The sequence below is a fragment of the Bdellovibrio sp. HCB2-146 genome (assembly GCF_047345725.1).
In the GTDB taxonomy this organism is placed as follows: domain Bacteria; phylum Bdellovibrionota; class Bdellovibrionia; order Bdellovibrionales; family Bdellovibrionaceae; genus Bdellovibrio.
On record NZ_JBLEQP010000001.1, the window covers coordinates 394,086 to 419,739 of the forward strand.

34 protein-coding genes are annotated in these 25,654 nt (G+C 44.5%); 16 read left to right on the forward strand and 18 right to left on the reverse strand.

Features of this window, described 5'->3' with window-relative positions:
* The first annotated feature begins 17 nt into the window (after positions 1–17).
* Both ACLWOR_RS01890 and ACLWOR_RS01895 read left to right on the forward strand, forming a co-directional pair.
* Positions 18–716, forward strand: a complete 699-nt coding sequence (locus ACLWOR_RS01890; protein ID WP_413938969.1) for a class I SAM-dependent methyltransferase — start codon at positions 18–20, stop codon at positions 714–716.
* A gap of 126 nt (positions 717–842) precedes the next feature.
* Positions 843–1,385: an OmpA family protein gene (locus tag ACLWOR_RS01895; RefSeq protein ID WP_413938970.1), complete on the forward strand. Its 543-nt coding sequence runs from the start codon at positions 843–845 to the stop codon at positions 1,383–1,385.
* Between the two features lie 5 nt (positions 1,386–1,390).
* On the opposite strand, the gene ACLWOR_RS01900 is transcribed toward ACLWOR_RS01895, so the two are convergent.
* From ACLWOR_RS01900 to ACLWOR_RS01910, 3 genes are all read right to left on the reverse strand, one after another.
* Entirely contained in the window at positions 1,391–1,873 is a 483-nt protein-coding gene (locus ACLWOR_RS01900; protein WP_413938971.1) for a hypothetical protein, read from the reverse strand.
* Complete coding sequence (locus tag ACLWOR_RS01905) at positions 1,870–2,619, reverse strand: ParA family protein (protein ID WP_413938972.1); 750 nt, start codon at positions 2,617–2,619, stop codon at positions 1,870–1,872. The genes ACLWOR_RS01900 and ACLWOR_RS01905 overlap by 4 nt, the downstream gene beginning before the upstream one ends.
* A 104-nt stretch (positions 2,620–2,723) precedes the next feature.
* Positions 2,724–4,022 (reverse strand): ABC transporter substrate-binding protein, encoded by a 1,299-nt coding sequence (locus ACLWOR_RS01910; protein WP_413938973.1) that lies wholly within the window; start codon positions 4,020–4,022, stop codon positions 2,724–2,726.
* Between the two features lie 29 nt (positions 4,023–4,051).
* Between ACLWOR_RS01910 and ACLWOR_RS01915 the strand changes: the two genes are divergently transcribed.
* From ACLWOR_RS01915 to ACLWOR_RS01930, 4 genes are all read left to right on the forward strand, one after another.
* On the forward strand, positions 4,052–4,312 hold the full coding sequence (locus ACLWOR_RS01915) for a metal-sensing transcriptional repressor (protein ID WP_413938974.1): 261 nt from the start codon (positions 4,052–4,054) through the stop codon (positions 4,310–4,312).
* A complete protein-coding gene (locus ACLWOR_RS01920; protein WP_413938975.1) occupies positions 4,313–4,927 on the forward strand; it encodes a class I SAM-dependent methyltransferase in 615 nt (204 codons plus the stop codon).
* 117 nt (positions 4,928–5,044) lie between these two features.
* A complete protein-coding gene (locus ACLWOR_RS01925) occupies positions 5,045–5,551 on the forward strand; it encodes a DUF6789 family protein (protein WP_413938976.1) in 507 nt (168 codons plus the stop codon).
* Between the two features lie 19 nt (positions 5,552–5,570).
* Entirely contained in the window at positions 5,571–5,750 is a 180-nt protein-coding gene (locus tag ACLWOR_RS01930; RefSeq protein ID WP_413938977.1) for a hypothetical protein, read from the forward strand.
* Here the strand turns inward: ACLWOR_RS01930 and ACLWOR_RS01935 are convergent.
* The gene (locus ACLWOR_RS01935; protein ID WP_413938978.1) at positions 5,747–6,100 is read right to left on the reverse strand and encodes a MerR family transcriptional regulator; all 354 of its coding nucleotides are present in this window, start codon (positions 6,098–6,100) and stop codon (positions 5,747–5,749) included. The genes ACLWOR_RS01930 and ACLWOR_RS01935 overlap by 4 nt on opposite strands.
* Positions 6,101–6,158: 58 nt before the next feature.
* Between ACLWOR_RS01935 and ACLWOR_RS01940 the strand changes: the two genes are divergently transcribed.
* Complete coding sequence (locus ACLWOR_RS01940; protein ID WP_413938979.1) at positions 6,159–7,013, forward strand: MBL fold metallo-hydrolase; 855 nt, start codon at positions 6,159–6,161, stop codon at positions 7,011–7,013.
* A gap of 24 nt (positions 7,014–7,037) precedes the next feature.
* Here ACLWOR_RS01940 and ACLWOR_RS01945 read toward each other — a convergent pair whose 3' ends face one another.
* The 5 genes from ACLWOR_RS01945 to ACLWOR_RS01965 all read right to left on the reverse strand — a co-directional run bounded on the left by ACLWOR_RS01945 (position 7,038) and on the right by ACLWOR_RS01965 (position 10,359).
* Positions 7,038–7,466, reverse strand: a complete 429-nt coding sequence (locus ACLWOR_RS01945) for a hypothetical protein (RefSeq protein ID WP_413938980.1) — start codon at positions 7,464–7,466, stop codon at positions 7,038–7,040.
* 66 nt (positions 7,467–7,532) lie between these two features.
* Positions 7,533–8,036 (reverse strand): DUF488 family protein, encoded by a 504-nt coding sequence (locus ACLWOR_RS01950; RefSeq protein WP_413938981.1) that lies wholly within the window; start codon positions 8,034–8,036, stop codon positions 7,533–7,535.
* Positions 8,037–8,039: 3 nt separating this feature from the next.
* Positions 8,040–8,324, reverse strand: coding sequence for a hypothetical protein (locus ACLWOR_RS01955; RefSeq protein WP_413938982.1), 285 nt, complete (start codon positions 8,322–8,324; stop codon positions 8,040–8,042).
* Positions 8,325–8,386: 62 nt separating this feature from the next.
* Complete coding sequence (locus ACLWOR_RS01960) at positions 8,387–9,046, reverse strand: JmjC domain-containing protein (RefSeq protein ID WP_413938983.1); 660 nt, start codon at positions 9,044–9,046, stop codon at positions 8,387–8,389.
* A 41-nt stretch (positions 9,047–9,087) separates the two neighbouring features.
* Entirely contained in the window at positions 9,088–10,359 is a 1,272-nt protein-coding gene (locus tag ACLWOR_RS01965) for a cytochrome P450 (protein WP_413938984.1), read from the reverse strand.
* A gap of 219 nt (positions 10,360–10,578) precedes the next feature.
* Between ACLWOR_RS01965 and ACLWOR_RS01970 the strand changes: the two genes are divergently transcribed.
* The 6 genes from ACLWOR_RS01970 (at position 10,579) to ACLWOR_RS01995 (ending at position 16,319) form a co-directional block, all read left to right on the forward strand.
* Positions 10,579–11,085 (forward strand): fascin domain-containing protein, encoded by a 507-nt coding sequence (locus ACLWOR_RS01970; protein ID WP_413938985.1) that lies wholly within the window; start codon positions 10,579–10,581, stop codon positions 11,083–11,085.
* A 146-nt stretch (positions 11,086–11,231) separates the two neighbouring features.
* Positions 11,232–11,687: a cytochrome c nitrite reductase small subunit gene (nrfH, locus tag ACLWOR_RS01975; RefSeq protein WP_413938986.1), complete on the forward strand. Its 456-nt coding sequence runs from the start codon at positions 11,232–11,234 to the stop codon at positions 11,685–11,687.
* Between the two features lie 8 nt (positions 11,688–11,695).
* Positions 11,696–13,081: an ammonia-forming cytochrome c nitrite reductase subunit c552 gene (locus tag ACLWOR_RS01980; protein WP_413938987.1), complete on the forward strand. Its 1,386-nt coding sequence runs from the start codon at positions 11,696–11,698 to the stop codon at positions 13,079–13,081.
* Between the two features lie 5 nt (positions 13,082–13,086).
* Entirely contained in the window at positions 13,087–14,466 is a 1,380-nt protein-coding gene (locus tag ACLWOR_RS01985; RefSeq protein ID WP_413938988.1) for a cytochrome c biogenesis protein ResB, read from the forward strand.
* 102 nt (positions 14,467–14,568) lie between these two features.
* Positions 14,569–15,576 (forward strand): extracellular solute-binding protein, encoded by a 1,008-nt coding sequence (locus ACLWOR_RS01990; RefSeq protein WP_413938989.1) that lies wholly within the window; start codon positions 14,569–14,571, stop codon positions 15,574–15,576.
* Between the two features lie 59 nt (positions 15,577–15,635).
* On the forward strand, positions 15,636–16,319 hold the full coding sequence (locus tag ACLWOR_RS01995; RefSeq protein WP_413938990.1) for a nitroreductase family protein: 684 nt from the start codon (positions 15,636–15,638) through the stop codon (positions 16,317–16,319).
* Here the strand turns inward: ACLWOR_RS01995 and ACLWOR_RS02000 are convergent.
* From ACLWOR_RS02000 to ACLWOR_RS02020, 5 genes are all read right to left on the reverse strand, one after another.
* The gene (locus ACLWOR_RS02000) at positions 16,316–16,996 is read right to left on the reverse strand and encodes a hypothetical protein (protein ID WP_413938991.1); all 681 of its coding nucleotides are present in this window, start codon (positions 16,994–16,996) and stop codon (positions 16,316–16,318) included. The genes ACLWOR_RS01995 and ACLWOR_RS02000 overlap by 4 nt on opposite strands.
* A complete protein-coding gene (locus tag ACLWOR_RS02005; RefSeq protein ID WP_413938992.1) occupies positions 16,989–17,762 on the reverse strand; it encodes a DUF4423 domain-containing protein in 774 nt (257 codons plus the stop codon). The genes ACLWOR_RS02000 and ACLWOR_RS02005 overlap by 8 nt, the downstream gene beginning before the upstream one ends.
* Positions 17,763–17,892: 130 nt before the next feature.
* Positions 17,893–18,108: a hypothetical protein gene (locus ACLWOR_RS02010; protein ID WP_413938993.1), complete on the reverse strand. Its 216-nt coding sequence runs from the start codon at positions 18,106–18,108 to the stop codon at positions 17,893–17,895.
* 121 nt (positions 18,109–18,229) lie between these two features.
* Positions 18,230–18,736, reverse strand: a complete 507-nt coding sequence (locus ACLWOR_RS02015; protein WP_413938994.1) for a hypothetical protein — start codon at positions 18,734–18,736, stop codon at positions 18,230–18,232.
* 150 nt (positions 18,737–18,886) lie between these two features.
* Entirely contained in the window at positions 18,887–19,429 is a 543-nt protein-coding gene (locus ACLWOR_RS02020) for an inorganic diphosphatase (RefSeq protein WP_413938995.1), read from the reverse strand.
* Between the two features lie 183 nt (positions 19,430–19,612).
* On the opposite strand from ACLWOR_RS02020, the gene ACLWOR_RS02025 reads away from it, so the two are divergent.
* The 3 genes from ACLWOR_RS02025 to ACLWOR_RS02035 all read left to right on the forward strand — a co-directional run bounded on the left by ACLWOR_RS02025 (position 19,613) and on the right by ACLWOR_RS02035 (position 23,113).
* Positions 19,613–21,190 carry an FG-GAP repeat protein gene (locus tag ACLWOR_RS02025; RefSeq protein WP_413938996.1) on the forward strand — a complete coding sequence of 526 codons (1,578 nt, stop codon included), beginning with the start codon at positions 19,613–19,615 and terminating at the stop codon, positions 21,188–21,190.
* Between the two features lie 68 nt (positions 21,191–21,258).
* Entirely contained in the window at positions 21,259–22,074 is an 816-nt protein-coding gene (locus tag ACLWOR_RS02030) for a TIGR02147 family protein (RefSeq protein WP_413938997.1), read from the forward strand.
* Complete coding sequence (locus ACLWOR_RS02035; protein WP_413938998.1) at positions 22,067–23,113, forward strand: hypothetical protein; 1,047 nt, start codon at positions 22,067–22,069, stop codon at positions 23,111–23,113. Before ACLWOR_RS02030 ends, ACLWOR_RS02035 begins: the two co-directional genes overlap by 8 nt.
* A gap of 5 nt (positions 23,114–23,118) precedes the next feature.
* Here ACLWOR_RS02035 and ACLWOR_RS02040 read toward each other — a convergent pair whose 3' ends face one another.
* The 4 genes from ACLWOR_RS02040 to ACLWOR_RS02055 all read right to left on the reverse strand — a co-directional run bounded on the left by ACLWOR_RS02040 (position 23,119) and on the right by ACLWOR_RS02055 (position 25,653).
* Complete coding sequence (locus tag ACLWOR_RS02040; RefSeq protein WP_413938999.1) at positions 23,119–23,859, reverse strand: hypothetical protein; 741 nt, start codon at positions 23,857–23,859, stop codon at positions 23,119–23,121.
* Positions 23,860–23,934: 75 nt separating this feature from the next.
* The gene (locus tag ACLWOR_RS02045) at positions 23,935–24,663 is read right to left on the reverse strand and encodes an NAD-dependent deacylase (RefSeq protein ID WP_413939000.1); all 729 of its coding nucleotides are present in this window, start codon (positions 24,661–24,663) and stop codon (positions 23,935–23,937) included.
* 27 nt (positions 24,664–24,690) lie between these two features.
* Positions 24,691–25,275 (reverse strand): superoxide dismutase, encoded by a 585-nt coding sequence (locus ACLWOR_RS02050; RefSeq protein ID WP_413939001.1) that lies wholly within the window; start codon positions 25,273–25,275, stop codon positions 24,691–24,693.
* A 12-nt stretch (positions 25,276–25,287) separates the two neighbouring features.
* Entirely contained in the window at positions 25,288–25,653 is a 366-nt protein-coding gene (locus ACLWOR_RS02055; RefSeq protein WP_413939002.1) for a hypothetical protein, read from the reverse strand.
* Position 25,654: the final 1 nt, after the last annotated feature.

The window sequence follows — 25,654 nt, forward strand, 5'->3', positions numbered from 1 at the left end:
AAGTTATGATTATCGCCATGAACAAGCCCACGACAGATTTTTTTAATAAAGAAGCGGCGCAAAGATACGATGAACGCAACAGCAAGCTTTCACGCATTTCAGATTGCCTACATTTTTTAACAACTTTGGCGTTGAAAGACCTTCCAGCAAAATCTCGCATACTTTGTGTGGGCGTTGGAACCGGTGCAGAAATAATGACCTTGGCACAAACATTTCCGGAGTGGACATTCGTAGGACTTGATCCCTCACAAAATATGCTGGATGTTTGCCAAGACAGAATGAAGGCCGCCGGGTTTGCAAGTCGCTGTGAATTCGTCCATGGCTTTATTCAAGATTTACCTGTGAACACCCCCTTTGACGCAGCCGTGAGTTTTCTTGTGGCTCACTTCGTAAAGCGCGAAGAGCGCTTAAGCTTCTTTCAAAATATGACCAAACACCTCAAAGACCATGGCTACTTGGTCAACGCGGAAATCAGTTTTGATCTCGACTCGCCCGAATTTCCGCTGATGCTAAAAGGTTGGGAACAAGTGCAAAGTCTGATGGGTGCAACACCTGAATCGCTCGCGACACTTCCAAAGCAGTTAAAAGAAATGCTGACCGTATTACCTCCGAGTGAGACGGAGGCAATTCTTCGCCAGAGCGGAATAAATTTACCAATGCGGTTTTTCCAGGCCATGATGATCTGCGGTTGGTACGGAAAAAAAGCGAGCAATTAAAAAATTTATTTTCTGTTCGAACACAATTTACTCACTTGTGATAGTGCAAATTGAAGCATTGATTCTTTTTCTTCGATTTATCTTTGTTAAAGTGGACAGGCACAAAAACATAACAAGGAGGAACGAATGAAAATGCAAACAATGACAATTTCACTAGCCTTGATCATTGGTTTGATCTCAAACGGTGCCTACGCTCTCGACTCTGCGACAGAGTCTGCAGGAAAAACTCTAGGCGCTAAAATGACTTCAGAAATTTCTTTTGACGAAGGCAAATCTACACTGACCGAATCGGCAAAAAATGATATCCGCAACATGGTAAATGAAGCCAAGAAAAGCGGGAAAATCGACGAGATGAAGGTCGCAGCTTGGGCGGATCGCGAATATCCAACTGAAGGAGCCAAAGCATCAAAACAAGATATCAACTTGGCGAACGACCGCGCTAAAGCCGTTAAAAACTTTATCAAAGATGAACTGAAAGTGAGCTCAGTTGATACTTATAATATGACGGAGAGACCAAACGCTTTACAAAAATTCATGCGCACAGATACAGCAAAAACTAAAACAGCAATGGAAGAAGGTGGCGCTGCTCCCCGTACTTCTGATGAAACTGGCTTCTTTAATCAAAAAGCCAAATCATCCAAAGCCGTGATTATGATTTACATGAAGTAATAAAATTACAAAAGGTCGTCGATCAGTGATTTGAGCTGATCGAGGAACTGAGGTTTACCTAGAGGTTTGGCTGCTTGAGTTTTAATTTCCGGAGCAGCCTTGACCTCTCCTTCCACACGGCGAGGCTTGCGCTTCTTAGGTGAAACAGGCTTGGCATCAAAACATGGTTCCCATTTTTCAGAAATAATATGACCGGCTAGAGTTTCACGGAAAACCGATGTGAAAACCTCTTCACCTTCGGCCACAACCAGGAATCTGTATTGGATTTGATGTTGGTACTTGAGCCAGACTTCCGCTGTGTGACGAACCGACTTTTTAGTTTCAATGCATTTCATGGCAAAACGCTGAACGAAACCAAACTCATCTGTCACTTCAAAGTACAACGAGTCCCCGCTTCTCAATGAAACGTTGAAAAGTTCCACATTGGTAACGACCTTGTCACCAATGGGCTTTGTTGAATCTAGGAAGAGCGGATTGATCGAGCTCAAGACCACATTTCCGCAGCAAGATTTGCAAGTGCCATTCCCGCCGGGTTTTTCGGAGAGTAATGAAGCATCGGCAAATGTCTGTGATGGGCTTCTTCAACCACGATAGATTCTGGGATGTAGTTATTGAAAACTGGAATTGTGTAGTTTGTGCGAAGATCGCTGATAACTTTCTCCACGATTTTACGGCTGCGGTATTTCGAAATGATAATGCCACGAACGTCAATTTTGTGTCCCAAGCCCGTATGAATGTGTTTCAGAGTCTCAAGGATCAAATCAATGCCCTTCAAAGAGAAGTACTCTGGGCAAATTGGAATCACGATGTCTTTAGAAGCGATCAAAGCGTTGACCGTCAAAAGACCCAATGATGGAGAGCAGTCGATCACGATGATGTCGTATTGATCTTTGATTTCTGCTAGAGCTCTTTTAAGAATGCTTTCACGTCCAAATTTTGAAGCCAGAATGATTTCAATACCGCTCAGCATGATTTCAGAAGGGATCACGTCGATGCCGAAAGACTCTGAGGACACAACTGCGTCGCGAGCTTCAAGTTCACCAGTTAAGACGTCATAAATTGTATTTTCAAAGTCTTGATCGCCAAAAATAGCGCGAGTTGCAGATGACTGAGGATCAAGATCGATCAAAAGGATCTTCTTACCTTCTTTCGCCCATTGAGCCGATACGTTGATAGCCGTTGTGGTTTTAGCAACACCACCTTTTTGATTGATAAACGATACGACTGTGCCCACTGCAATTCCTCCGCTGAATAACTTAGATGCCCACTACTTTAGGCTAGCTATTTATCTTAGAGTAGGAATAAGCGATTACACAACGTCTTTTTCAAGACAAAGGTCTAGGTTTTATTCTGGGCCCATCGAAAGAAAACAAAATTCGCGACCAACACCGCCATCAAAGAGAAATAAACCAAGTACTTAAAATCATCAGTGCTTGGAAGTAAACTACCGGCACCGAATAGAAACAGTGTTGCCACTGTTGTTGTGAGGTGACTTAAAGAATTAAGCTCTCCCCTCTTATTTTCGGGAATGAGTCTCTGCCGCAGTTCAAATTCACCATTTGAAAATCCATAAAGACCGATACGAGATAACAGAATGCAGACTAGAAAGACATAGATACCAATTGAAGATCCGATTGCGAAAGCCAAAATACCAACCATCAAAGTGAGGCCTTGGAACCCCAAATGAAGCTTGGAACTTCCGATTAAGCCCGTTCGTTTCACGAAATAAGGAAACGTCACGGTCGAAATCAAGCCAAACAACGCTCCCAAACCTCGAAACAACCCAATCTCACTTTCAGGTAGAGCAATTTTATCTTTCAGATATCCCGCAAGCAAAACACCGTGTGGACTTAACACAGACAACCAAAGAAGCGCGTAACTGAAAATCAACCAGAAAATGGGATTAGCGATCGACTCTTTAAAATCAAAATAAAATAGTTCTTTCCAGCTTTTGACCGCATCTGTTTTTTTAACGTGAAGACCGGATTTATGAATGACGTTTAAAAGCAAAAGATATTCCGGAACAAATGAAATCAAATTCCATAAAGCAACAATCAAGAGCCCTAAAAGGTGAACAGCTGGAGACTCCAGAGCAAATAAAATCCCTGCCAAAATCGGTGCACCCACTTCAGTTCCTAAATCGATTCGACGCAGCCAACTATTAAACTGCGTGAGCTTTTCTGCAGGGATTAATGTCGGAGCCAAATCATTGCCAACGGAGATATCGGTGATTAAAGAACCCAAGGATGCTAATATACCAAGAAAACTCAACAGAACAAAAAGTGGAACAATCCATTCCCCGTTCAAATAGACAAACTTTTCATGCATGCTTGCGTCTAAAAAGTAAAAGCAGGTCATCCCACCTAAGACGGCAAAAAACTGCAACCACACCCCAACTTTAACCACTCGACTGCGTTGATTGGAGTCGATCCATTTCCCCACCCAAGGAGTTAACAGAAAAGTTCCGATTTTAATGATTAAATAATAAAGGGCCGCAATCTGAAGCTTTCCCGGAAAAACATGCAGGAGCGCAAAAGGGATAACAAAGTCCCAAGCCTGATCACCTGAGCGAGTCAACAGTCGACCCAGCAAAAGTTGCGTTTCGATTTTAAATACATTCATCCCAGATCTTGACATCCCATCCCCCGGGAGGGGATAGTAGGTTCATGTCTCACAAAAAGCAACATGCAAGTCATGAGCATGTCTCTAAAAGATTGAAGCGGGCCAAAGGCCATTTGGAAACAGTTATCGCGATGCTTGAAGAGGAACGCGAATGCGTGGACGTCGCTCGACAACTGCATGCCGTGGCGAAAGCCATTAGCGCTGCAAAAAGTGTTTATATTCATGACCACATCGAGCACTGTTTGGATGGCAATCATAAAGATATTGATCTTGATGAGATCAAAGAAATCACGAAGTATATTTAAATGAACAAATCTAAAGAGCACTGGGAAAATGTTTATTCGACCAAAGCCGATGAACAACTGAGCTGGACACAGCCGACACCCGGTATTTCTTTGCAGTGGATTCTTGAATCTTCCCCCGCAAGGGACGCTAAGGTCATTGATATTGGCGCCGGTATTTCGGAGCTGACTGATCGCTTGCTTGCCGAAAATTTTAAACAGCCTGCCGTTCTTGATATTTCTGGCGCAGCTTTAGAGCGTGCCAAAAAACGTTTAGGCGCCAAAGCCTCATTGGTGCAATGGATTGAGTCTGACATCACGGCCTTTGCACCAACAGAAAAGTTTTCTTTTTGGCACGATCGCGCGGTTTTTCACTTTCTTGCAAAGCCTGAAGATCGAGACAAATACGTCGCGACTCTTACTCAAACGCTGATCCCCGGGGGCTTTGCACTCATTGCGACCTTTGCAACCGATGGCCCAAGTAAATGCAGCGGCCTTGAAGTCATGCGCTACGATGAAAGAACACTCACTCAAGAATTGGGCTCTGCTTTTCACCTCATAAAAAGTCAGCGTTATACCCACACTACGCCATGGGGAAGTCAGCAGAACTTTGTATTTTGTTTGTTCAAAAAGACCTAAGGCCATGAGTCCTATGTTGCAGCCACTCAGACACGGATTTGTTTTAACAAAAGCTCCTTTCTAAATTTACCGTCTGGGCCGCGCATGCGACGGTTTGAATAAGAAATAGGAGTTGTTATGAATTCTCTTTTACGAGGCGCTTGGTCTGGTGTCATGGCAACAAGTACGATGACGATGGCCATGTTCAAATCTCATAAGGAACTGCCACGCGAGGAACAATCTCCCCTACCTCCCGCCATTCTCACCGACGAAGTCCAACGGAAGACCGGCGTCTTTCCTGACGCCAGTTCCGAAGTTAAAGAGCAAGCGACTCTTTTCTCACACTTCGGCTATGGAGCCTTAGGAGGCATTACATACGCTCTCCTCGCGAAAAAAATTCCAACGGATTCGCCACTCTTAAAAGGCACTCTTTTCGGGCTTGCTGTTTGGGCAGGAAGTTACTATGGCCTCATCCCATCTCTCAAACTCAAACCCACAGCACCTGAAATGACAGCGAAAAGAAATTTGATGATGATCGCAGCCCATATTGTTTGGGGCACAAGCCTGGCATTTGCAGAGCAAGAACTGCGCAAGCGAAGTGCACCATTGTTAGACGGAAAAAAGAATCCTCAACGCTTGCAATAGGAAATAGGAGTACCATCATATGGCCCAGACTCAACTTAAGAACACTTCAAAAAAAACGGCGGCCGAAATATCACGGACTCGGAAAAAGAAAATTAAAAAAGCTCAAGAAGTGGGAGCCTTATCTGATGTCCCGATCTCTCACACTTCAAAAGCAAAAATTCTTAAAGCAGTTCGCAAAGAGAAACCCCAAAAACACTAATCGCAAATGGGATTGTCACAATGATCAAGCTTGGATTGAATAAGCTTTTTCATCGTTTTGAGGTCTTTCATCTGCCTTTCAATCCACTCAAGCTTATCCTCAAGCATTTTTCGGACGTTGGCTTGAGTGAGTTGTTTACTTTCCATCGCAGCTTTGATGGATTTGATTTCTTTAAGACTAAATCCGAGAGTTTTTGCCAAATGAATCAATTGAATCTGCTCTAGGATCAATTCTGAATAACGACGGTATCCATTGTCTTGAACTGAGCCGCGAATCAGCCCTTCTTTTTCATAAAATCGAAGCGTGTCTCGAGAAAGACCTGTTTTTTGCGACAATTCACCAATAAGCATAAAGACCCCTTGACCATGGAGTTTACTCCAAGGTTTAGAATCAAGCCAGAGGTAATTTATGAAGATATTTTCTTTTGTCGTAGCATTTTTATTATTAAGCTCTGGTGGATACTCGCAAGCGCCGAGTCCTAAAGTGAAACTCACGGTACTTTTAACGGGAACTGCAAATCCCCTAGAGATGATGACGTTTAAAGGCGGTTCAGCTTTTAAAAAATTTCCGATGGCACATCCCGCTTTTTTAATTGAGCATCCGCAGGGGAATTTTCTCTTCGACACAGGACTTGGTAAAAAAGCGAAAGAGCAAGTTCAAGAAATGACTTGGTGGGCTCGTATCGCGACTCATTTTACCCAACGAGATTCAGCGGCTGAACAGCTGCAAAAAATGGGTATTAAGCTTGATCGCATTATTGTCTCCCACGTTCACTTTGACCATGTCAGCGGTCTGGCGGATTTCCCAGGCACACCGGTTGAAGCACTTAAAGAAGAAGTTGAGTTTACGAAAATTAAAGGTGCTTCGACGGCCGTCCTTGCTTCTACATTTGACGCCAATACCAATTGGCAAATCTACGAGCTGCAAGACAAAGAATATGAAGGCTATAAAAAGAGCCGCGATATTTTTGGCGACGGCACGCTCGTGCTGGTGGGAATGCCTGGTCACACACCAGGATCTGTTGGACTCTTTGTTAATATTAGCCCCGACAAAAGAATCTTCCTGGTCGGTGACACCGTATGGAATTCGGCGGCCATCTCCAAAGCTCTTCCGAAATTTTGGGTGGCGCGCGTGACTGCCGACAATAAGCCAGATGAGGTGATGGAGCGCATTCTCGAACTAAAAGCTCTGCGCGAACGCAATCCTCATATTATGATTATTCCCGGCCATGATGCGGCCGCTATCGAAACTTTAAATAAGTAGTTTTGCCTGCGACGCTCAATAAATTTAGCGAACCTGGCGCACAGTACATTCATACTTTGAGGAGTGCTGCATCTTGCAGTCCACATCTCTAAGTTCAATGTACGTGATGCCAGGGCTGCTATAGTTGTGGATGGTCATACGCTGATTGAGCAAAACCAAGAACAAATTCGTAGCGCTCTTTCTAATCTTTTTAAAATCATTGTTGATCGCTTCACACACAGTGTTTGTCGTAGCTTGATTCTCAACAATTTCATTAGCAGAAAAACAACTCAATTGGGGAATCTTGATTTCTTTTGTAGAGTCACCAACATCCTCAACAAATTCTGGGAAAGTTTCAGCCAAAGCCTCAAAAACAAAACGGCTGCCTTCCAATTTTTTTTCAGATTTTGCAGGAGTAGCAAACACCACCACAGAGAATGACAAGATCACAAAACTCAAAAATGCTTTAGTCATGATTTTTCCTTTTTTGAAGGTTCGCATCGAACAATTGTTTATTTTCGCTAACAAAGTCAAATGACTTTAAGATAAAGTGCGATTCGCAGTTGTTCGTGGGCGATAAAGCCGGGGGCCTTGGCTAAAATCTTCAACCTCAAGATCTACAATTTTTACCTTGATTTGTTTTTTGATTCTCTCTGTCAAATAGTGGCGATGACAGTCCAAGGCATTGTGTTCATAACACAGCAATACAGAACGACGTTTTTTTGCAATTCTGATGATCTCGTCGATCTTATCTTGATGGATCGGTAAGATTTCCTTGGCGTATTTCTTAAACATTTTTTCGCGGGTGATAATCTCTGCCTTTGCTTCCTTACGCCAAGCCGAGGGCACTCCTAGGTCTCCGTAATGCAGATATTCAATACCTTCAGCAGCCAGCGCTTGCGCCAACTTTGATTTCGAAAATCCTTTTTTCCGACTGACGGGATTTTTTCTCACATCGATCAGGCACTTCATTTTATTTTTCTGAAGCGTTTCTACAAACTGATCGATGTCGCTCCCTTCATATCCGATCGTGAAAATCGTCATGACTTACTCATTGGCATTTTTATCGCTGTGAGTAGGATCCCCCGATGGACCCGACCCGCGTGTCGCTCGGTCACTTGGATTCGCAGGCCAGCTGGAACGTTGGCTATTTTCCCGTTGATAAGATTCGGCATCTTTACGAGGCTTTTTCTGCTTGCGTTTGGCTTCAGCAGGATGTCCCTCTTCCACGCCTTTTTGAATATTTTGATGTGTTTTTTCTGTCGCTTTCTCATCATCGGCATGGGCGAAGGCGAAGAACATAAGAAAAAAGGATGCCAAAACATATTTCATTTTATCCTCCCGTGAGATTTTCATAGTGAAATCGATTACGAAAGGCAGCAACTTGTATTTACTCAGCAATAAACCTCACGCGCGAGAACTCCCACTGACAAATGAGCGGAGTTTGTGACAGCATGAGCTGTGTGCCAATATCCAGACGGAATATAGAGCCAATCTCCAGGCTCTAAAAGACATCGAATTTCAGGACCGCTGGTTTCTTTGTACCAATCTTCTCGCCAGTTCTCGATGTTTAAGGGAAAGGTGCTCACCGTATTTTTTCTCAGGCGAAATTCCTTGGAACCCACACTTTGGATCACAAAAACTTCTTCCAGGTCATAATGCCAATTAAAACCCTGCTGACCACTTGGTGTGTAGTACAATTGAATGTCGATAGAGCCTTGAAAGTTATACTGAAAATCGTTGGCGATGTGCTCAAAAGCCGGATGAGCCTTTTCAGAATGTCGCACGAGAATCGTTCGTCCCTCAGCAAAACCACGGCGAACTTCATGCGAGCTTAAACGTCCTGTGCACAAACTTGGACTGGCAGGCAGATGGCCTTCTTTGGGTAGCCAACAGTCATTGTGGTCGGAAACCACTTCCTCTAAAAGATTCCAACTTAAAAGGTCACGGAACTCCCACGCCGTTAAAGGAGCCGCAAAAGGTTCTTTGCGATAATATTTCTCTTTAAACTCATTTAAAGAGCTGTTTTGAAGAAGACGTTCGGCAATTGTCATAATGATTGGGTTCTACTCACAAGTGACACAGCATTCAAATTTCAAATCTGCAACGGCTGGTCAAGTCTTCCCACTTTCAGCTTCACATTGCTCATAACGAAATGACTCTTGGGAAGTGCTGGTAATCTTCGTTCATCTATCGACATTTCTTGATTCGGTAAGGTGTAAGAAATACGTGTGGCCAGAAAAACCGACGCCATTTTCATCAATTCAATTGTAATGCGTTCGCCAGGACAACGGTGCTGCGTCCAGTGATCACCACCTCCTTGCGGAACAAAATTATAAAGATCACCATTCCAAAGCTGAAAGCGCTCGGGAAAAAAAGTCTGGGGACTGTTCCAAACTCGCGGATCATGATTGATACCGTGCAGATCCAATAACACCCGAGCGCCTTCAGGGAAAACATATCCATTCCATTCAAACTGACTTTGTACTCTCGCTGACACCGCTGGAAAAAAGGGATAGAAACGGCGAACTTCTTGCGCAAAAAACGTATTAAAAATATCGGACTTTCGCGCAATCTTGCTTTGATAGTGCGAATGCTCATAAAGTGCGTGCGCCACAAAAGTCATGTAAACGGCAACCGCCACAGTCGGGCGCAAGAGGTTGATAATTTCATCGGCCGCATTTTTTTCGCTTAAATACTGTCCGTCCTCATCTTGATACCAAGCAATGAGTTTTGCCGGACTTCCATCAGGAAGTTTCATAAAGCCATTGCGTTCGCGACACACAATATCCCCAATCCAATTTTGCACTTGGCGACGCGCCCATCGGGCTCGCAGATTGCGAGCTCCTCGACCGGCATCATCAAAAAGAGACCGCAAACGGGCCGTTTGTTTTCCTACTTCTGAGCGTGGCAAAGGAATGCCTGCCCACTCACAAACGGACTGAGTTAGAATCGGCATCAGTTCATCATAAAGAAGTATTTCTTTTTTCCCACTCCACGCCGGTAGGGCTTTTTCCCAGTGAAATTCGACGAGATCAACGAGGTATTTGACGTTTTGCGGAGTCATCATGAGCATGAACATTTTCTTTCTTCTTTTATGTTTCTCTCCGTCTATATTCTGAATTCCACCTTTTCCCATCAAAGTAGAGACCAGTGGCTCTGGCATCCCGCCTTTTCGTACCAAGCGTGGTTCATTGTAGAAAAACTTTGCGGCTTCATGCCCGGTCAGGCAGATGGTTTTGCGGCCCATGATTCTCGTTTGAAAGATATTCGTTTTTTCCTGATCGCAGGTACGCCAAACGAAGTGATAGGGATCTTGCAAAAAGAGAAACGTCGAATCAAATGAGGTGACCGGTATATTTGCCATACTTGTTTTTAACTCAATGAGGACATGACGAAATAAATCGTTCCCGATCCCGAATAAAAACAGAAAAACGCCTTTGTCGATCTACTCCGATTCGTTCACAGGTTGTCATGCAGCAGCACTCTTCAGAAAAAAATGTTTTTAAGAGGGCCGTCTTGATCCTTACTTGAAGCGAGTATTTCCTAAGTACAAGGAACCACTTCACCACAAGGAGCCAAGACCATGAAAGCCGTCTTTCTTCTCTCTACTTTTTTCCTGTCTCTCATTTTTTACTCCACATCTTATGCCTGCAACGGACCGATCGTCTGTGCGATAAAAACTTTTAATGGTCGCTATGTCACAGCTGTCGGCGGTGGAGGTCGCATCACAGACGTGCTTCACACCGATGCACGAAGAATTGGCTCTTGGGAAAAATTCACCTTAGTTGATTCTTGCGACGGTCAATCTTCTTATATCAACTATGGATTTAGAACGGTTAAAGGATTCTATCTGACGGCAGTCGGCGGTGGGGGTCGCATTACCGATGTGATGCACTCTGATGCCACATGGCTGCAAGCATGGGAAAAATTTAAAACCATTCCCCTCGGAAATAATGTGTATGCCATTCAAACTATCAACGGGCGCTATTGGACAGCTGTTGGTGGTGGCGGTCGCATTACTGACACGATTCACACCGACGCAACACAGATTAACAACTGGGAGAAATTTACTTTCGAATGCGGTCTTTAATTAGTATTGCTAGGAGGCAAGCCCTTACCTGGAGGCTTGTCTCAGTTCATGCATCCACCCCCAGTTCTATCTGTGCATGAGCATGCGAGTCACGCGCAGCTCGCAAATTGCTTCACTTTTGTTGAAATCCAATCGAGAATTGGTTTATGGCAAACCTAAGTAAACTCAATCTTCTTATTCTCATTCTTTTTGGAGTGGTGATTGGTTTAGGTTGTTATTCATTTATCTATGCTCGCGGCTATTCTTATATGTCAGATAATCCGATGGCCTGCGTGAACTGTCATGTTATGCAAGAAAATATGGATACGTGGCAGAGGTCCTCACATCACCATGTCGCGAAATGCAACGACTGCCACCTCCCCCACAATATCGTAGGTAAATATGCCGTGAAGGCGATGAATGGATTTGCCCATTCCGCTGCCTTCACACTTCAAAATTTTCATGAACCGATTCGAATTAAAGAGCACAGTTTAAATGTCGTGAAAAGTTCGTGCATCAGCTGCCATCAACCCATGATTCAGGCTATGGATCGCATGGATGCAAATCACAACGACAAAGCCAATTGCTTGCACTGTCATCGCAGCACCGGTCACGCCAGATAGGAGAAAGTATGGGAAAGAACAAATGGATTTTTATTGCCGTCGCGGGAACTGCTATTGCGACTGTTCTTCTGACAATGCTTTTGGTAAATATCTTTGAACGTAAGTCCGAAGGACGTAATCCGTTTTACCGCGTGGTAGAAATCACAGACGACACGGATGATCCAGCGATCTGGGGTAAAAACTTTCCGCATCAGTATGATTCTTATCTTAGAACCGCTGACATGGGCCGCACGAAGTACGGGGGCTCTGAGGCCTTCCCGCATATCCCAACGGAAAAAGATCCGCGCAAAACAGTTTCAACACAAAAGCTGGATGAAGATCCACGCCTTAAAATCATGTGGGCTGGATACGCATTTTCTAAAGATTTCCGTGAAGAGCGTGGACACGCTTATATGCTCGAGGATCAAGAATTCACAGAGCGACAAAACGTCGTGAGACAACCCGGTGCCTGCTTGAACTGTCACGCTTCAACGTATGTGCTGTACAAAAAATTAGGCAATGGAGACATCACGAAGGGATTTGATGAAATGAACAAAATTCCGTACAAAGAAATTGTTCATTCCGTGCAGCATCCTGTTTCTTGTATCGACTGTCATGATCCCTCCACGATGTCGTTGCGGATCACTCGTCCTGCATTCATTGAGGGAATCCGTGCGTTTAAAGCTTCTCAAGGAATTAAAGAATACGACGTCAACAAAATGGCCACTCGCCAAGAAATGCGCACTTTTGTCTGTGGTCAATGTCACGTCGAGTATTACTTTAAAGGCGAAGGGAAGCGCCTGACTTATCCGTGGGGAAAAGGCTTGAAGGCTGATGAAATTTTAGCGGAGTACGAGTCCAATGGTCATAAAGATTGGGTTCATGCTCTGACTGGCGCCAACGTTCTCAAAGCCCAGCATCCGGAGTTTGAGATGTTCAATCAGGGAACTCACGCGCGTGCGGGAGTTGCTTGCGTGGATTGCCATATGCCGTATCAACGTGTCGGCGCAATGAAGGTCACAGACCACCAAGTGCGCAGCCCGGTTCTTAATATCAATAAAGCCTGCCAAACATGTCACAACGTTCCTGAAAAAGAACTTAAAGCGCGCGTTGAGACTATTCAAGATCGTCACATTGAACTTCGTAACATCGCTTTTGATGCGCTCGTCGACTACATCAACGATCTTAAAGAATTCAAAGATGTGGATTTGGCCAAAACTCCAAACGCAAAACTTGCCGAAGCTCGTGATTTACAAAAACAAGCCCAATTCCTTTTTGACTTTGTCGAGGCAGAGAATTCTTCTGGATTCCATGCTCCTCAAGAGTCGGCCCGCGTGCTGGGTATTTCTATTGACAAAGTTCGCAAAGGACAAAAAATTATCGCCGAACTTCGCAAAAATAAATCGGGAAAATAATCTGAGTGTTTCGTCAAGTTCTTCGGTTTTTTGCTTCATTAAGACTGGCCGTGGTGATTATTGCGGCCCTCGCTGTTCTGATTTCAATCGGAACTTTTGTGGAGTCACGCTTTGATGCGTGGACTGCCAAGAACCTTATTTATAACTCACCGTGGATGTATGCGACCTTAGGACTTTTGGTTGCAAGCCTTCTTGCCGTTATCGCCGATCGCTGGCCATGGAAGCCTCGCCACGCGCCTTTTATCTTAGCCCATGTCGGAATCATTATTATTATCTATGGTTCGCTTCTGACTCAGCTCTATGGCGTGGATGGGACTCTTCGACTCCCTCGATCCGGTGAAGCTGTTCGCGATATCGTTCTGCAAGAAACAGTTTTAAATGTCTATCGCTCACGAACTGGCGAAAACTATGAGCTTGTAACTTCACTTGATGTGAACTTTTTAAAAAAGCCGATTCAGGATGACAAACCTTTTCTCATTCGTGCTAAGGACCTTAATTTTGAACTTTTAGAATCCATTCCCTATGGGCAAGCAGAAGTCCAAATTGAAAATGCACCGGAGGGGCCCAGTGGTTCTGCTCTTCGTTACCAACTTTCCAACGCCAACGTGAGCGAAGTAGATTGGTTACTTCAACGCAACCCCTTTGAACGCGCAGAAAAACAAGTAGGCCCCGTGCTTTTAAGTCTAGGGGGACTTTGGCAGCGAACTCCTGAAATCAATGAGATTCGTTTTTTTGAGAATGAGCAAAAGACTTTGAGTTATGCTCTTTACAGCAAAGAAAATTTGCAGCCTTATCAACAGGGAACTCTTAAAGAAGGTGATCTCGTTCGCACTAAATGGATGGGTTTAGAATTAAAGGCTCTGCGCTATTTTAAAAAGGCCATTCAAAAATACGATATCAAGCGCTTGGAATATCCGACACCCACGACTCGTCCTGCCCTTCGTGCTCGCTACAACGGGCATGAAAGTTATTTGATCTTAAATGACTACATCAAAGTTTTTACCGAAAAATGGGTTTATCTGATCGCTTATCAAAATAAAAAGATCCCATTGGGTTTTGATATTTCACTGCGAAACTTTCAGAAAACAGATTATCCGGGAAGTAAAAAAGCGCAAAGTTATCAGAGCGAAGTTTCTTACGATAACGGGGTGCAGGCTCTCATCTCGATGAATGAACCACTTAAGTACAAAGACTATTACTTGTACCAGGCAAGCTTTGAAGAAACACCGATGGGCCTGGCGAGTGCTTCGATTTTATCTGTGAATCGCGACCCAGGACGTCCTTGGAAGTATTTTGGATCCTTAGTGATGTGTCTTGGTGTCATTTTGCTTTTTTATTATCGAAAAACAAAGTCGTCTGACAAAACTCAGAGCGTCTCAATATAAATTCTTTCAACTCACTTTCATTTGTCGGAAAAAACAGCAATTGCCTGCCCTTTATGAGTTCTTCCATTTACACAGAGAACTCAATTACAAAAAGGAGCGACCATGAAGGTATTTGCATTGCTATTTGTTTTGTTAGGTTTTTTGAACTTTGCCGCAGCAGAAGTTCCCGTTCTGACTTGGGTTGGACAATTCCCCAAAGAACAAGCTGGCCCTGTTGTTGAACTTTTCAATTCGCACTATGCAACTGAGGCTGGTTTCAAAGTCGTTTATAACTCAAGCGATGCGGCCATTGCCGATATCTTAGCTGGCAAAGTGGATCCTCAATTTGACATCGTTCATATGAAGGATGCTGATATGCTTAACACTTTGGCGGTGAAGGGCCTCTCTGAACCTCTTCGTACAACAGAACTTAAAGCATGGCCAACGCATCTTAAAGACTCTCGCAATATGTGGGTCGGTTTGCTGAAACGTTCGCGCATTATTTACTATAACTCTGAACTCGTTTCACCAAATGAAGTTCAAACTTATGAGTCTTTGGGTGATGCAAAATTCAAAGGGAAACTCTGCGTTCGTCAAAAGAAAGCGCAATACACAATCGGTCTGCACTCTTTCTTGCTAGGCGTATGGGGTGAACAAAAAACAGCTCAAGTTTTGAAATCATGGGCTGTTAACAGCGAAGCACTTCCATTGATTGAAAAAGACCTTGAAGGTGTGATCGCTGGAATCGAAAATGGCAACTGCTTGGTTGGTATCGCCAACACGTACTACTACATGAGACATCTTCGTGCTCATCCAAATACAAAAGTGAAAGCCGTTATTCCAAATCAAAATGATATTGGGGCTCACGTGAACGTTGATGGTGTGGCGATTTTGAATTCAAGCGCCAACAAAGATGCAGCTCAAGCATTTGCTGCTTGGTTGATGAGTGATGCGGCCCAAATGGAACTTAGCAAAATCACAGATAAACATCCGGTGAGCCCGCATGTCACTTCGCCTGAGCTTTTGCAAGTGTTTGGAACATTCAAAGACAACTCTTCATTTGATCTGAACAATATCACAGATCTTAAAGAACGCGCTTCTGCGATCGCAACAGAGCAAGGTCTTAAATAATTCTCAAATAGCACCGGGCGGCGGCTTGACCGTTCTCAAAATCCACTCAATGATAATGCATGGATTTTTTCGCAGCCGTTTCCGCCCGACGCAGTATTCGTAAGTACAAAGAGACACCTGTTCCAGAGTCTGTAATGGACAAAGCTCTGGATGCAGCCTTGTTAGCCCCCAATTCTTCGAATATGCAAACCTGGCGCATTTATTGGGTGAATAATTCTGAAACCAAAAAGAAAATGGCAGAAGCCTGCTTGAATCAAGGCGCCGCTCGTACCGCACAAGAACTTGTGGTCTTTGTCGCAGATCCTTCAGTTTGGAAAATTTCGCAAAAAGCAATTCTCGAACATTTAGGCGACAATCCCCATCCCATGATGACCAAGTACTATACAAAGCTGATGCCGCTCGTATACTCATGGAGATTTCTGGCGCCTTTTAAATGGCTGATGTTCAATATTTTAGGGTTATTCCGTCCGATCATGCGCAAGCCCTGGTCTTCTCGCGATATCGAAGAAATTGCCATTAAATCAACAGCTCTTGCCGCTGAAAACTTTATGCTCGCAATCAGCGCTCAAGGTTTCGATACTTGTCCTATGGAAGGATTTGATGAAAGCCGAGTTAAAAAAATTCTCGGCCTTGGTTGGCGCGCACGTATCGTGATGGTCGTTTCTGTCGGCGAAAAAGATTTGCGCGGACTTTGGGGCGAGCGTTTCCGCTTGCCGAAAGAAATGATTATTAAAAAAATCTAGGGCGTTTTATAAACTTTGTTCATTGGATCGCAGTACTTCTCTGATGTTGGCAATCCGACACTTTCAACCACTTGATCGTACTGCTCTTGACTGCCATCGCGCATTGATTTGGAAAAAAGGTACGCAACATATTTACGAATATGCTGGGAATTCGAAAAGTTTTTTCGATCTGCCAAACGTGCTTCACGATACACGAGTTCGTGCATAATAAGAGCGGCCTTGTCTAGGTTGCTCATTTTATTATAAATCTTGCCACTGATAAGATAGCGCGTGTTGCTCGGAAGAGCGCGGAACGTACGGATTGCAACCTGTTCCACCCAGCAATTAGGGTGAACTGTATGGTACCCCTCATCGCGAATATTCGGAAACGCCGAATAGATCAATCTTGATTCATCCCAAAAAGTTCGAAGCCATCGGCTGTAAAGGCAAGAACGCGCGTTGTCTTTCTTTCTCAAATAGGTAAAAACGCGGTTGAGTGCATTCTCTACACTCGCCGCACTTTCATAAGACAATCCATATATCAAAGTGCCTTCATGCAAATCGAGAAGTTCATATGTTTTAACTTCCCCATAGGCACAAACCAAACCATCGCCACCGTTTAAAAGTTCATCTCCGCCACGAGCGAAAGTCTGAAATGACATCACAAGGATAGAAAGAACCAAAACGACTTTAAACATCAGCAGCCTCATTAACAGCAGTGAATGGGAAAAATTGAACACTCAGATTGTAAACTTCAGATTTGTTACCCAGCTCGAATTGACGTGTGAACTTCTTGCGGAATTCATCGATCATTTTTTTAGCGACATCCAGTTTTTTAGCATCCACTGCCAGAGTGAGGGAGCTGTAGTGACGGTGTTCTGGTTGCGTGGTTTTCAAAACGTCGATAGCTTTCAAAAGAACTTGTTCATGGGCGTTTTTAAGCGCCTGACTTGGAATTTCGTAAGATGTGGTCAAAAAACCTGATGTTCTTTCGTAATGTCCATTATGAAGCTTTACCAGACCGAGATTTGTGAGGATGTTCAGACATTGCGTTGTGCGCTCTTCACCAATCGCCAAGCGCTCAGAAATTTTTTGTGCAGTGGATTCAAAATCCGTGGTCTTGAGAAGATTGAGAATTGCAAAATTCTCCCATCCTGTCACAACAGAGAGTTCTTCTTCAGTGAGCAGACGACGAGGTTTTTCTTTACGTGATGCCGTCGAGATAAGAGCTTGAAGTTCGACTTGGTCTTTACGCTCTAGTTTAAGTCCGACGATCAGTTTTTCGGCGTAAAATTCGCTCAGGGCGCGGCGACCATAAATCAAATCAGTAAATCGTCCCGGTGACATCCCAGATTTGGCAGCCAAGGAACGAATGCTTACCGGCCGAGTCTTACGACTGCGGATTTCGGCAATTTTTCTCTGAAGAAATTCAGCTAGGTCAGGAAACTTCGAGTTTGCATCCATGGGCCTGACATACCAAAACAATTTCGGCCTATAAAGTGGTAAATAACAGACCCTAGGGATCCGAGGCCTAGTTAGCGTTCCCTAAGCCTTATCCCGGGTACATTTTTCACGCTTATATTACAAGCGGTGCTCAATGAGGCATTCCGCCCGATCCGGTGTTTGAACTCCAAGCAGGGGCATCGCTGGCGGGAAAAGACTCATCTAGGCTCTCATCGACCTCTTCCTCACTGTATTTATGAGGCTTTGATTTTATTTTAGAAGGCCCCTTCTTTTTTCGGGACGTTTCAATCCAAGTAATCGCTCCCACGGCCGCTGCCAGGACTAGAATTAGAGTTGAAGATCGCATAGTCATCTCCTTCCGATTGCACATCTTATTAACTCAAGAACGAAAAAAAACGTCGAGTCCCGAAAGCCGGAAGGCTGCGAAAAACCAGCTGGGTCGTTGTGCCCCAGCAGTGGACTTTGTATTAGCGAATTGGAAAATAACAAATGATATAAGTGGAAATGCTCGGAACCACGAGGCTCCATCCAAGCCCGCCTGGGATCAGGCGAATATCACCTTGCTGATTGATTCCAGCGACTAGTTGGGCTTGCGCTTGTTGATTGTCTTCAGCGATGACCAGTGGACATTCGTTGTCGCCAACATAAGCCACCCACCCACGATGAACCACTGTGTGCAAACCACCTTGCTTTAACAAGTACGCTGCTTCAGCTGTTCCACGGAAGCGACCCACATGTGCAAAGCTTTCTTCCATTGAAACACCCTCGGCTTTAGGGGCTTTATAACAATAACCTGTTCCTGAATAATCGGCGTGAGGAACTGAGAACCCTTGCTCGTGCTTTTCGAGAATGGCCGTGGCCGCTTTGCGAGCTGGGTAAGGAAAATTCGGGGCGCGGCCTTCATTACATAGGTTTGCGGCAAAGGCAGACACTGACATCAAAACAGAAAAAATCAGAACGGAAAATTGAAACATAGAGATAGCTCCTTTTAAACCGCTTGAATCTTTTTATTATTCATTCAATGGGTCAACAAAAAAGCCTCTATTCATTACAGTTTACTGCTCCCACACCGCTTGGCAACGTCGAACGTTTCCGAAAATGAAAACAGAAAGACATCAAAAGGCCTATTTAGTTCTAAGTTCTGCTTTGTGTTTACTGTAAAGAGTAATGGACTCCTGAATAACTTGCAGAGCTTCTTTTTTATCGAAGAAGCCTTGTACTTCAACGTTTTTACCTTCGAGTTCTTTATAGACTTCGAAAAAATTTCGGATCTCTTTCAGCATGTGAGGTGCGACGTCTTGAATGGAATGAATATGCGCCATCTCCGGATCATCCTCATGCACAGCGATGACTTTATCATCCCCTTCTCCCTGATCGACCATTCGCATGTAGCCAATGGGGCGCGCGCGCATAATTGAAATCGGATGAACCTCGGCCTGCCCCAGCACCAAAATATCCAACGGATCTTTATCATCACAATAAGTTTGCGGAATAAATCCGTAGTTCGCGGGATAATGAACAGAGCTATAAAGCACGCGGTCGACCTTCAACAATCCTGATTTTTTGTCGATCTCAAATTTGGTTTTCGAGAATTTCGGAATTTCTATTATCGCGTTTACAATTTGAGGTGATTTCTCGCCAATATCGACTTCATGCCACGGATGCATAGGAACTCCTTAGGATTCGATCATCGCCGATAGGAATGATGAATCGAATATGTATCATCACAGACGTTTTGTTCTTACTCTGTTCGCTGTTCAGACCTCAGAGAACACTTTGGAATCCTAGCCCCGCTCGTAACTTTGCGCCTCAACAGTATAAAGAGATAATTTAGATACGGCGGGGCTCGTATGAATTTCTGGACCTATCGAAAAACTTTAAGACTGTTAGGCGTTGCAGTGCCGACTGCTATCCTGACTGGCTTTAGTGGATTTCGTGTCAGTCACGTTCGCCCGGGCTGGTGGTATCCGCAAGCCTTTTTAAAGGCCCCCAATCCCGATGCCGTGGACCAGGCTGCCTATGCATTGGCACTGAGTGGAGACACTGTTGCTATGGGCGCTTCTCTTGAGGATAGCAATCAAACCTCAATCACCAATGGAACAACAGCATCAGCTGATAATTCTGCAAGCGATGCAGGAGCTGTTTATGTCTATAAACGCACCGGCAGCAACTGGTCACAAGAAGCATACATCAAGGCTGTCAACGCAAATGCTGGAGACTGGTTCGGAGCCACGATTGCATTAAGCGGAGACACTTTGGTTGTGGGCGCCAACTCGGAAAGTAGCAATCTTAAAACCATCACCAATGGCGCAACTGCAAGTGCAGACAATTCGGCGTATACGACCGGAGCTGTTTACGTTTACAAGCGAACTGGAACAAGCTGGGCGCAAGAGGCCTATATCAAAGCTTCCAATGCAGATCCTGGTGACTATTTCGGCACCAAAGTCGCTCTTGATGGAGATACACTTGCCGTGAGTGCTCCTCTTGAAAGCAGCAGTCAAGTAACGATCACCAATGGAACGACAGCAAGCGCTGATAATTCTTTAACCAAAAGTGGCGCTGTCTACATCTATAAACGTACTGGAACTGCGTGGGTGCAAGAAGCCTACATCAAAGCTCCAAATGCAGGAGCTAATGATGAATTTGGTGGAACAGCGCTGGCGTTAAGCGGAGACACTCTAGTCGTTGGCGTGCAGAAAGAAGATAGCAATCAAAGTACGATTACCAACGGAACCACAGCCTCAGCAGACGACTCTTTCGCTGAATCTGGCGCGGTTTATGTTTTTAAACGAAGTGGTTCTACCTGGGCACAAGAGGCCTATATCAAAGCACCCAACGTCGGTGCTAACGACACGTTTGGATTTTCGGTTGATATTAATGCTGACACTCTCGTCGTCGGTGCTCATCAAGAAGACAGCAATCAAAATACGATCACCAATGGCAGCACCGCCAGTTCCAATAACTCTTCTGAATCCTCAGGGGCTGTTTATATTTTTAAAAGAACTGGTAGCAGCTGGGCACAAGAAGCTTATCTCAAGCCTAGCAACACAACAGCATACGCGATGTTTGGATACAGTGTTGCGGTGAGCGGAGACACAGTTCTGGCCTGTGCACCGGGAGAATCGAGTAATCAACGCAAAGTCTGGAATGATCCTCTGGCAAGTACGGATACATCGTCAATAAACTCGGGAGCTTGTTACACTTTTAAACGAAAAAACTCGACATGGTCGCAAACTGCTTATCTGAAAGCCAGCAACGCTGATGCCAATGACTATTTTGGTTTTAGCTCGGTGCTTGGAAATGGAACCGCTGTGGTGGGAACTCCGTTTGAAAGCAGCAATCAAAACACCGTCACAAACGGGCCGGGCGCGAGCTCCGATAATTCCGTCAATCGTGCAGGAGCCGTTTATATTTTTAAAGCGCGCTGAATAATTTTATGTTCTTGGTCAAAATTCAATAGCCAACCCCTAACCACTATCCTAGGATTTCTTTCATCATGGCGGAAAATTTTTATTTCAACTTTTTAAATCAAGAGTTCGACCGACGTGTGCAAAAAAACTCTCACTATTCTCTGCGTAGTTTTGCGCGGGACTTGGGAGTGTCGGCCTCTTGGTTGTCAGAAGTTCTCGCTCGTAAAAAAGGCATTTCACTCAAAAAAGCTCAAGCTTTAGCGACGACTTTGCAGCTTTCACATCAGGAGCGTCAGTATTTTATTTTAAGCGTGCAAGCACATCACTCACGCAGCCCTGCATCTCGCCAGCAGGCACGCGAACTTCTCAATACCTTGGCACCGAGTGATTGGAATGTGAAGAAAATGACTTCGGAAGATTTTCATCCGATTTCAGAGTGGTACTTTAATGCCATCTTGGAAGTTCTTGAGCTGAACGACTGCCAACACACGACTGATTGGATTGCCAAACGTCTCAGTCTGCCTCTGCCTCAAGTTGAAGGGGCTTTGGAAAAACTGGTGTCACTGAACGTGATTAAAATGCAAAATGGACGCTACACTCCCGTCATTAACGAATCTGAAACGACTTATAACGTCCCTTCTGATTCGATTAAACTTCATCACCGTCAGATGCTGCAAAAAGCTGGAGAGGCCTTACAACAGCAATCGGTTTTGCATCGCGAGTTTCTGAATATGACCTTGTCATTCGATGCGGATCGATTGAATGAAGCGCAACAAGAAATTCGCCACTTTCAACGTCAGTTTGCCGATAAGTTTTATTCGAAGGAAAAAGCGAAAAATTCCGTCTACCAATTTTCACTCCAATTTTTCCGTTTAGATTTTCAAAAGGAATCGTGTGATTAAATTTTTTCTAACATTTCTTATTTCCGTATTTGCTTCGATGGCCTTTGCGGGACCGCGGGTCGTGGGCAATGGTGGTATCTCAGTGGTTTGCCGTGATTCACAATCAAAACAAATCACCGAGGCCTATCTTTTGGATCTCTTTGAAGCAGAAAGTTGGGGCGAGGAAATTCCGCGCTCGACAGAAATCTCCGAGCTGCAGCTAGAAAAGGCTCTGAAACGCTTAAATGAAAGTCCGGGCGTTCAATACGAAATCCGCCGTACTCTTAAAGAAATTCAAGACCGCACGAGGATACTAAAAAATCCACGCGTTGGCTTGCCATTGACCGACGATGCCCTTCCGGAGCTCACCTTAAAGAATTGTCAGTACGAGCAACTGGCTCTTTATGATTCTGCTTCTGAAACTTTAAAAATCGACGGAGAGATTTTATCTGCGTTAAGTCCGACGGATGTCGCAGCTCTGTGGGTTCATGAAACACTTTATAAGCTAGATCGCAGACTCTATGATGCCACAGACTCGCGCAAAGCGCGCGCTTTGACTCGTTTGCTTTTTTCTGAAACGGCCACGGAGTCTCTTATTTCAGAATTTAATAAAATCTTCCATCGTTTTAAAACAGTCGCGGGTCAAAAAATTCTATGGCTTGATCACCGCCAAGACTTCGCCATTGATCTGATTGCCGATGGAGTTCCTGCTGGCACGAGCTGCCAGATCCCTGCTCTCTCGAAAGAACAGCGCAACTGGATTGCGCAGCGAGATCCGTCTCGTTTTCCAAACTTTGAATATCAACCAGCACCCTGGCGTGACCAAGTGGGACCATGGATCAACGGTGCCCAAGGTTCAACTGTGATTTATTGTACCGTTCCGCATATGAACGTCTCTCTGACAGGAACACGTTTCGAACTAAAAATTCTCCAAGGAAATCGTGAATTGATGACTTTGCAAATGCAAAATTTTGAGCGCACCACACCGTTTCAATATCGAAGCACATCAACCAAAATCGACCATTCGGATGTTGCACAATATACGATTCGTTTGCTTTAGCGGGCCTACTCGTTAGCGCCCGCTTCGATCCAACGTTTGAGATAGTCTTGCTCGTCAGCTGTGAGCGGAGGAATGCCTTTATTTTTTGGTGGCATAAAGTATTTCACTCGTCCCGGAACGGTGACTTGATAAAGTAAGCTCTCATCAGCTGTCGCCAAAATAAGTTCGTTGTCTTTCATTCTTTGCAGATCATCCAAAGCATATTGATAACCTGGAGAGTCTGAAGCATGGCAGCTCAGACATTTGGGTGCGAGGATTTCTTTTTTAAGATTTTCAAAACTCAACTCTAAGTTTTTGAAATCTGTTTTAGGTTTTACCTCAGGAGCTTTGGCACCAGCACATGCTGGAATGTCCTTTACAAGCATCGCAGCCGCGCGACCACGGACTTGATCTTCAATCCAAGTTTCCAAGATCTTTTTCTCACAGTCGTTAAGAGCGCTGTAGCCACTTGATTTAGGTGGCATGGAGCCCTTGTGGATCGACTCCAGAATATCGTTCTGCAATTTTAAAACTTTATCAGCCGTATCCATAGATCGTGAACCGCTGGTATGACATTCTAAGCACGTGCGCAGAGGAACTGATTTCACCAAAGCAAAATCAATTTTCTTATCAGAAAATGCTTTCAGATCAAAAACTTTCACTTCTTTACTGGATTTGATGAGCCCAAGCTCTCCGAGAGGATAACTGCAGGCAAACAGGACTGAAGAAACCAAACAAATTGTAACAATACGAGCGACATTTTCCATAGGGGCTAGTTCTATCAGAAAGTCGCGAAGGGAACGACCTTCTTATCCCTCAGATTGTAGACGCTTCACGAATGTCTATTCTTTGTTCACTTCTAGAAACGCCTGAACCAGCCTTGGAACTTCGACGGAGGCCGGGCCGATGAAGTGCTCAGAAAATGCTCGCGATATTTCGGTGTCCTTTAAATTCACTTCTATCTTATGAGCCTTCCAGGCGAGCTGGACAAACCCAGCCGCAGGATAGACGTTGCCGCTAGTACCAATAGAAACGAAGAAATCGGCCTTTTCAAGCGCTGCATAGATCTCGTCAGAGAAGTAAGGCATTTCGCCGAACCACACGATGTCGGGCCTGACCGAACCGACTTTGCCACAACTCGGGCAAGGAGCTTCGAGATCCCAATCGTCAACCCACGTGAAATGCTCATCACAATTCAAACAAAATACCTGATCGAGCTTTCCATGCATGTGCAAAAGATTTTTGCTCCCTGCACGGCGATGCAAATTATCAACATTTTGGGTCACAAGAAGAAACTGACCTTCCCAATGTTTTTCCAGCTCAGCCAGTGCCATGTGTGCGGCATTGGGTTGAACACTGGGATCGCGCAGTTGCGCACGTCTGAGATTATAGAACCTTTGAACTAAGGCCGGGTCTCTTCTAAAGGCATCCGGTGTTGCGACATCCTCAATACGGTGCTCTTCCCATAAACCATCTTGGTCACGAAACGTGCGGATTCCACTTTCAGCAGAAATCCCCGCCCCGGTCAAAATCACAATATTTTTATAGAGCACCGTATTTTCAGTCGTCATTTAGGATTTATGGTAATCCGTCGAAATCTATTTACCAAGATTTTCTTCGACAAATTTCCAATTGACGATTTTCCAGAACGCCGCCAAAAAGTCGGCCCGACGATTTCTGTGGTCGATATAATAAGCGTGCTCCCACACATCACAAGTCATCAATGGCGTGATTCCCGCTTCCGTGAGCGGTGTTTGCGCATTGCTCGTGCTGGTAATCGCAAGGGAACCATCAGATTTTTTTACCAACCACGCCCAGCCTGAAGCAAAGTGTTTGATACTTGCTTCAGTAAAGAGTTCTTGAAATTTTTCAACCGAACCAAAGTTTTTAGTTAAGGCTTCCGCTAGTTTTGCTGGTGGAGTGCCGCCGCCGTTTGGAGAAAGACAATTCCAAAAAAATGTGTGATTCCAAATTTGAGCTGCATTGTTAAATACACCACCCGAAGATCGTTTGATGATTTCTTCCAGTGGCATGCCTTCAAACTCTGTTCCTGGTACAAGCTTGTTCAAATTGTCGACGTAAGCTTTATGATGTTTTCCATAGTGATAGTCCAAAGTTTCAACGGACATATAAGGAACTAATGCATCTTTAGCATAAGGAAGAGCTGGTAATTCAAAATTCATAATTCACTCCTATTAAAAAACTGGTTTGTAAACGACAAACCAAATGGCCGCTAGTCCTAGCGCCCAAGTTAAACTGATATGAAACAAGACCCATTTAGGTCGAAATTTAATTAAGAATGCGGAAGCTCCGAGTAAGAACCAGATGCCCGTTTTGGCGTGGGCCCAAGCCGGGAAGTTCTCTCCAAGTCCCATCATTTCCACCAAACCAAACGCGCTGGCAAAAACTAGGAGCCAAGAAGTTCCGTGCAGAGCAAATGCAAACTTCTTATAACGCCCGACAGTTGTCGCAAATGTGCAAGCCAGTACAATTAAACCAAAGCTCATAAAAAGAGCGAAGATACTGGCCAAGTGGAAGGTTTTATAGAAAGCAAAACTCATT

Coding starts and splice junctions, on each gene's coding strand:
- ACLWOR_RS01890 (WP_413938969.1), top strand. CDS start 18: ATGAACAAGCCCACGACAGATTTTTTTAATAAAGAAGCGGCGCAAAGA.
- ACLWOR_RS01895 (WP_413938970.1), top strand. CDS start 843: ATGAAAATGCAAACAATGACAATTTCACTAGCCTTGATCATTGGTTTG.
- ACLWOR_RS01910 (WP_413938973.1), bottom strand. CDS start 4,022: ATGTCAAGATCTGGGATGAATGTATTTAAAATCGAAACGCAACTTTTG.
- ACLWOR_RS01915 (WP_413938974.1), top strand. CDS start 4,052: ATGTCTCACAAAAAGCAACATGCAAGTCATGAGCATGTCTCTAAAAGA.
- ACLWOR_RS01920 (WP_413938975.1), top strand. CDS start 4,313: ATGAACAAATCTAAAGAGCACTGGGAAAATGTTTATTCGACCAAAGCC.
- ACLWOR_RS01925 (WP_413938976.1), top strand. CDS start 5,045: ATGAATTCTCTTTTACGAGGCGCTTGGTCTGGTGTCATGGCAACAAGT.
- ACLWOR_RS01930 (WP_413938977.1), top strand. CDS start 5,571: ATGGCCCAGACTCAACTTAAGAACACTTCAAAAAAAACGGCGGCCGAA.
- ACLWOR_RS01935 (WP_413938978.1), bottom strand. CDS start 6,100: ATGCTTATTGGTGAATTGTCGCAAAAAACAGGTCTTTCTCGAGACACG.
- ACLWOR_RS01940 (WP_413938979.1), top strand. CDS start 6,159: ATGAAGATATTTTCTTTTGTCGTAGCATTTTTATTATTAAGCTCTGGT.
- ACLWOR_RS01945 (WP_413938980.1), bottom strand. CDS start 7,466: ATGACTAAAGCATTTTTGAGTTTTGTGATCTTGTCATTCTCTGTGGTG.
- ACLWOR_RS01950 (WP_413938981.1), bottom strand. CDS start 8,036: ATGACGATTTTCACGATCGGATATGAAGGGAGCGACATCGATCAGTTT.
- ACLWOR_RS01955 (WP_413938982.1), bottom strand. CDS start 8,324: ATGAAATATGTTTTGGCATCCTTTTTTCTTATGTTCTTCGCCTTCGCC.
- ACLWOR_RS01960 (WP_413938983.1), bottom strand. CDS start 9,046: ATGACAATTGCCGAACGTCTTCTTCAAAACAGCTCTTTAAATGAGTTT.
- ACLWOR_RS01965 (WP_413938984.1), bottom strand. CDS start 10,359: ATGGCAAATATACCGGTCACCTCATTTGATTCGACGTTTCTCTTTTTG.
- ACLWOR_RS01970 (WP_413938985.1), top strand. CDS start 10,579: ATGAAAGCCGTCTTTCTTCTCTCTACTTTTTTCCTGTCTCTCATTTTT.
- nrfH (WP_413938986.1), top strand. CDS start 11,232: ATGGCAAACCTAAGTAAACTCAATCTTCTTATTCTCATTCTTTTTGGA.
- ACLWOR_RS01980 (WP_413938987.1), top strand. CDS start 11,696: ATGGGAAAGAACAAATGGATTTTTATTGCCGTCGCGGGAACTGCTATT.
- ACLWOR_RS01990 (WP_413938989.1), top strand. CDS start 14,569: ATGAAGGTATTTGCATTGCTATTTGTTTTGTTAGGTTTTTTGAACTTT.
- ACLWOR_RS01995 (WP_413938990.1), top strand. CDS start 15,636: ATGGATTTTTTCGCAGCCGTTTCCGCCCGACGCAGTATTCGTAAGTAC.
- ACLWOR_RS02000 (WP_413938991.1), bottom strand. CDS start 16,996: ATGTTTAAAGTCGTTTTGGTTCTTTCTATCCTTGTGATGTCATTTCAG.
- ACLWOR_RS02005 (WP_413938992.1), bottom strand. CDS start 17,762: ATGGATGCAAACTCGAAGTTTCCTGACCTAGCTGAATTTCTTCAGAGA.
- ACLWOR_RS02010 (WP_413938993.1), bottom strand. CDS start 18,108: ATGCGATCTTCAACTCTAATTCTAGTCCTGGCAGCGGCCGTGGGAGCG.
- ACLWOR_RS02015 (WP_413938994.1), bottom strand. CDS start 18,736: ATGTTTCAATTTTCCGTTCTGATTTTTTCTGTTTTGATGTCAGTGTCT.
- ACLWOR_RS02020 (WP_413938995.1), bottom strand. CDS start 19,429: ATGCATCCGTGGCATGAAGTCGATATTGGCGAGAAATCACCTCAAATT.
- ACLWOR_RS02025 (WP_413938996.1), top strand. CDS start 19,613: ATGAATTTCTGGACCTATCGAAAAACTTTAAGACTGTTAGGCGTTGCA.
- ACLWOR_RS02030 (WP_413938997.1), top strand. CDS start 21,259: ATGGCGGAAAATTTTTATTTCAACTTTTTAAATCAAGAGTTCGACCGA.
- ACLWOR_RS02040 (WP_413938999.1), bottom strand. CDS start 23,859: ATGGAAAATGTCGCTCGTATTGTTACAATTTGTTTGGTTTCTTCAGTC.
- ACLWOR_RS02045 (WP_413939000.1), bottom strand. CDS start 24,663: ATGACGACTGAAAATACGGTGCTCTATAAAAATATTGTGATTTTGACC.
- ACLWOR_RS02050 (WP_413939001.1), bottom strand. CDS start 25,275: ATGAATTTTGAATTACCAGCTCTTCCTTATGCTAAAGATGCATTAGTT.
- ACLWOR_RS02055 (WP_413939002.1), bottom strand. CDS start 25,653: ATGAGTTTTGCTTTCTATAAAACCTTCCACTTGGCCAGTATCTTCGCT.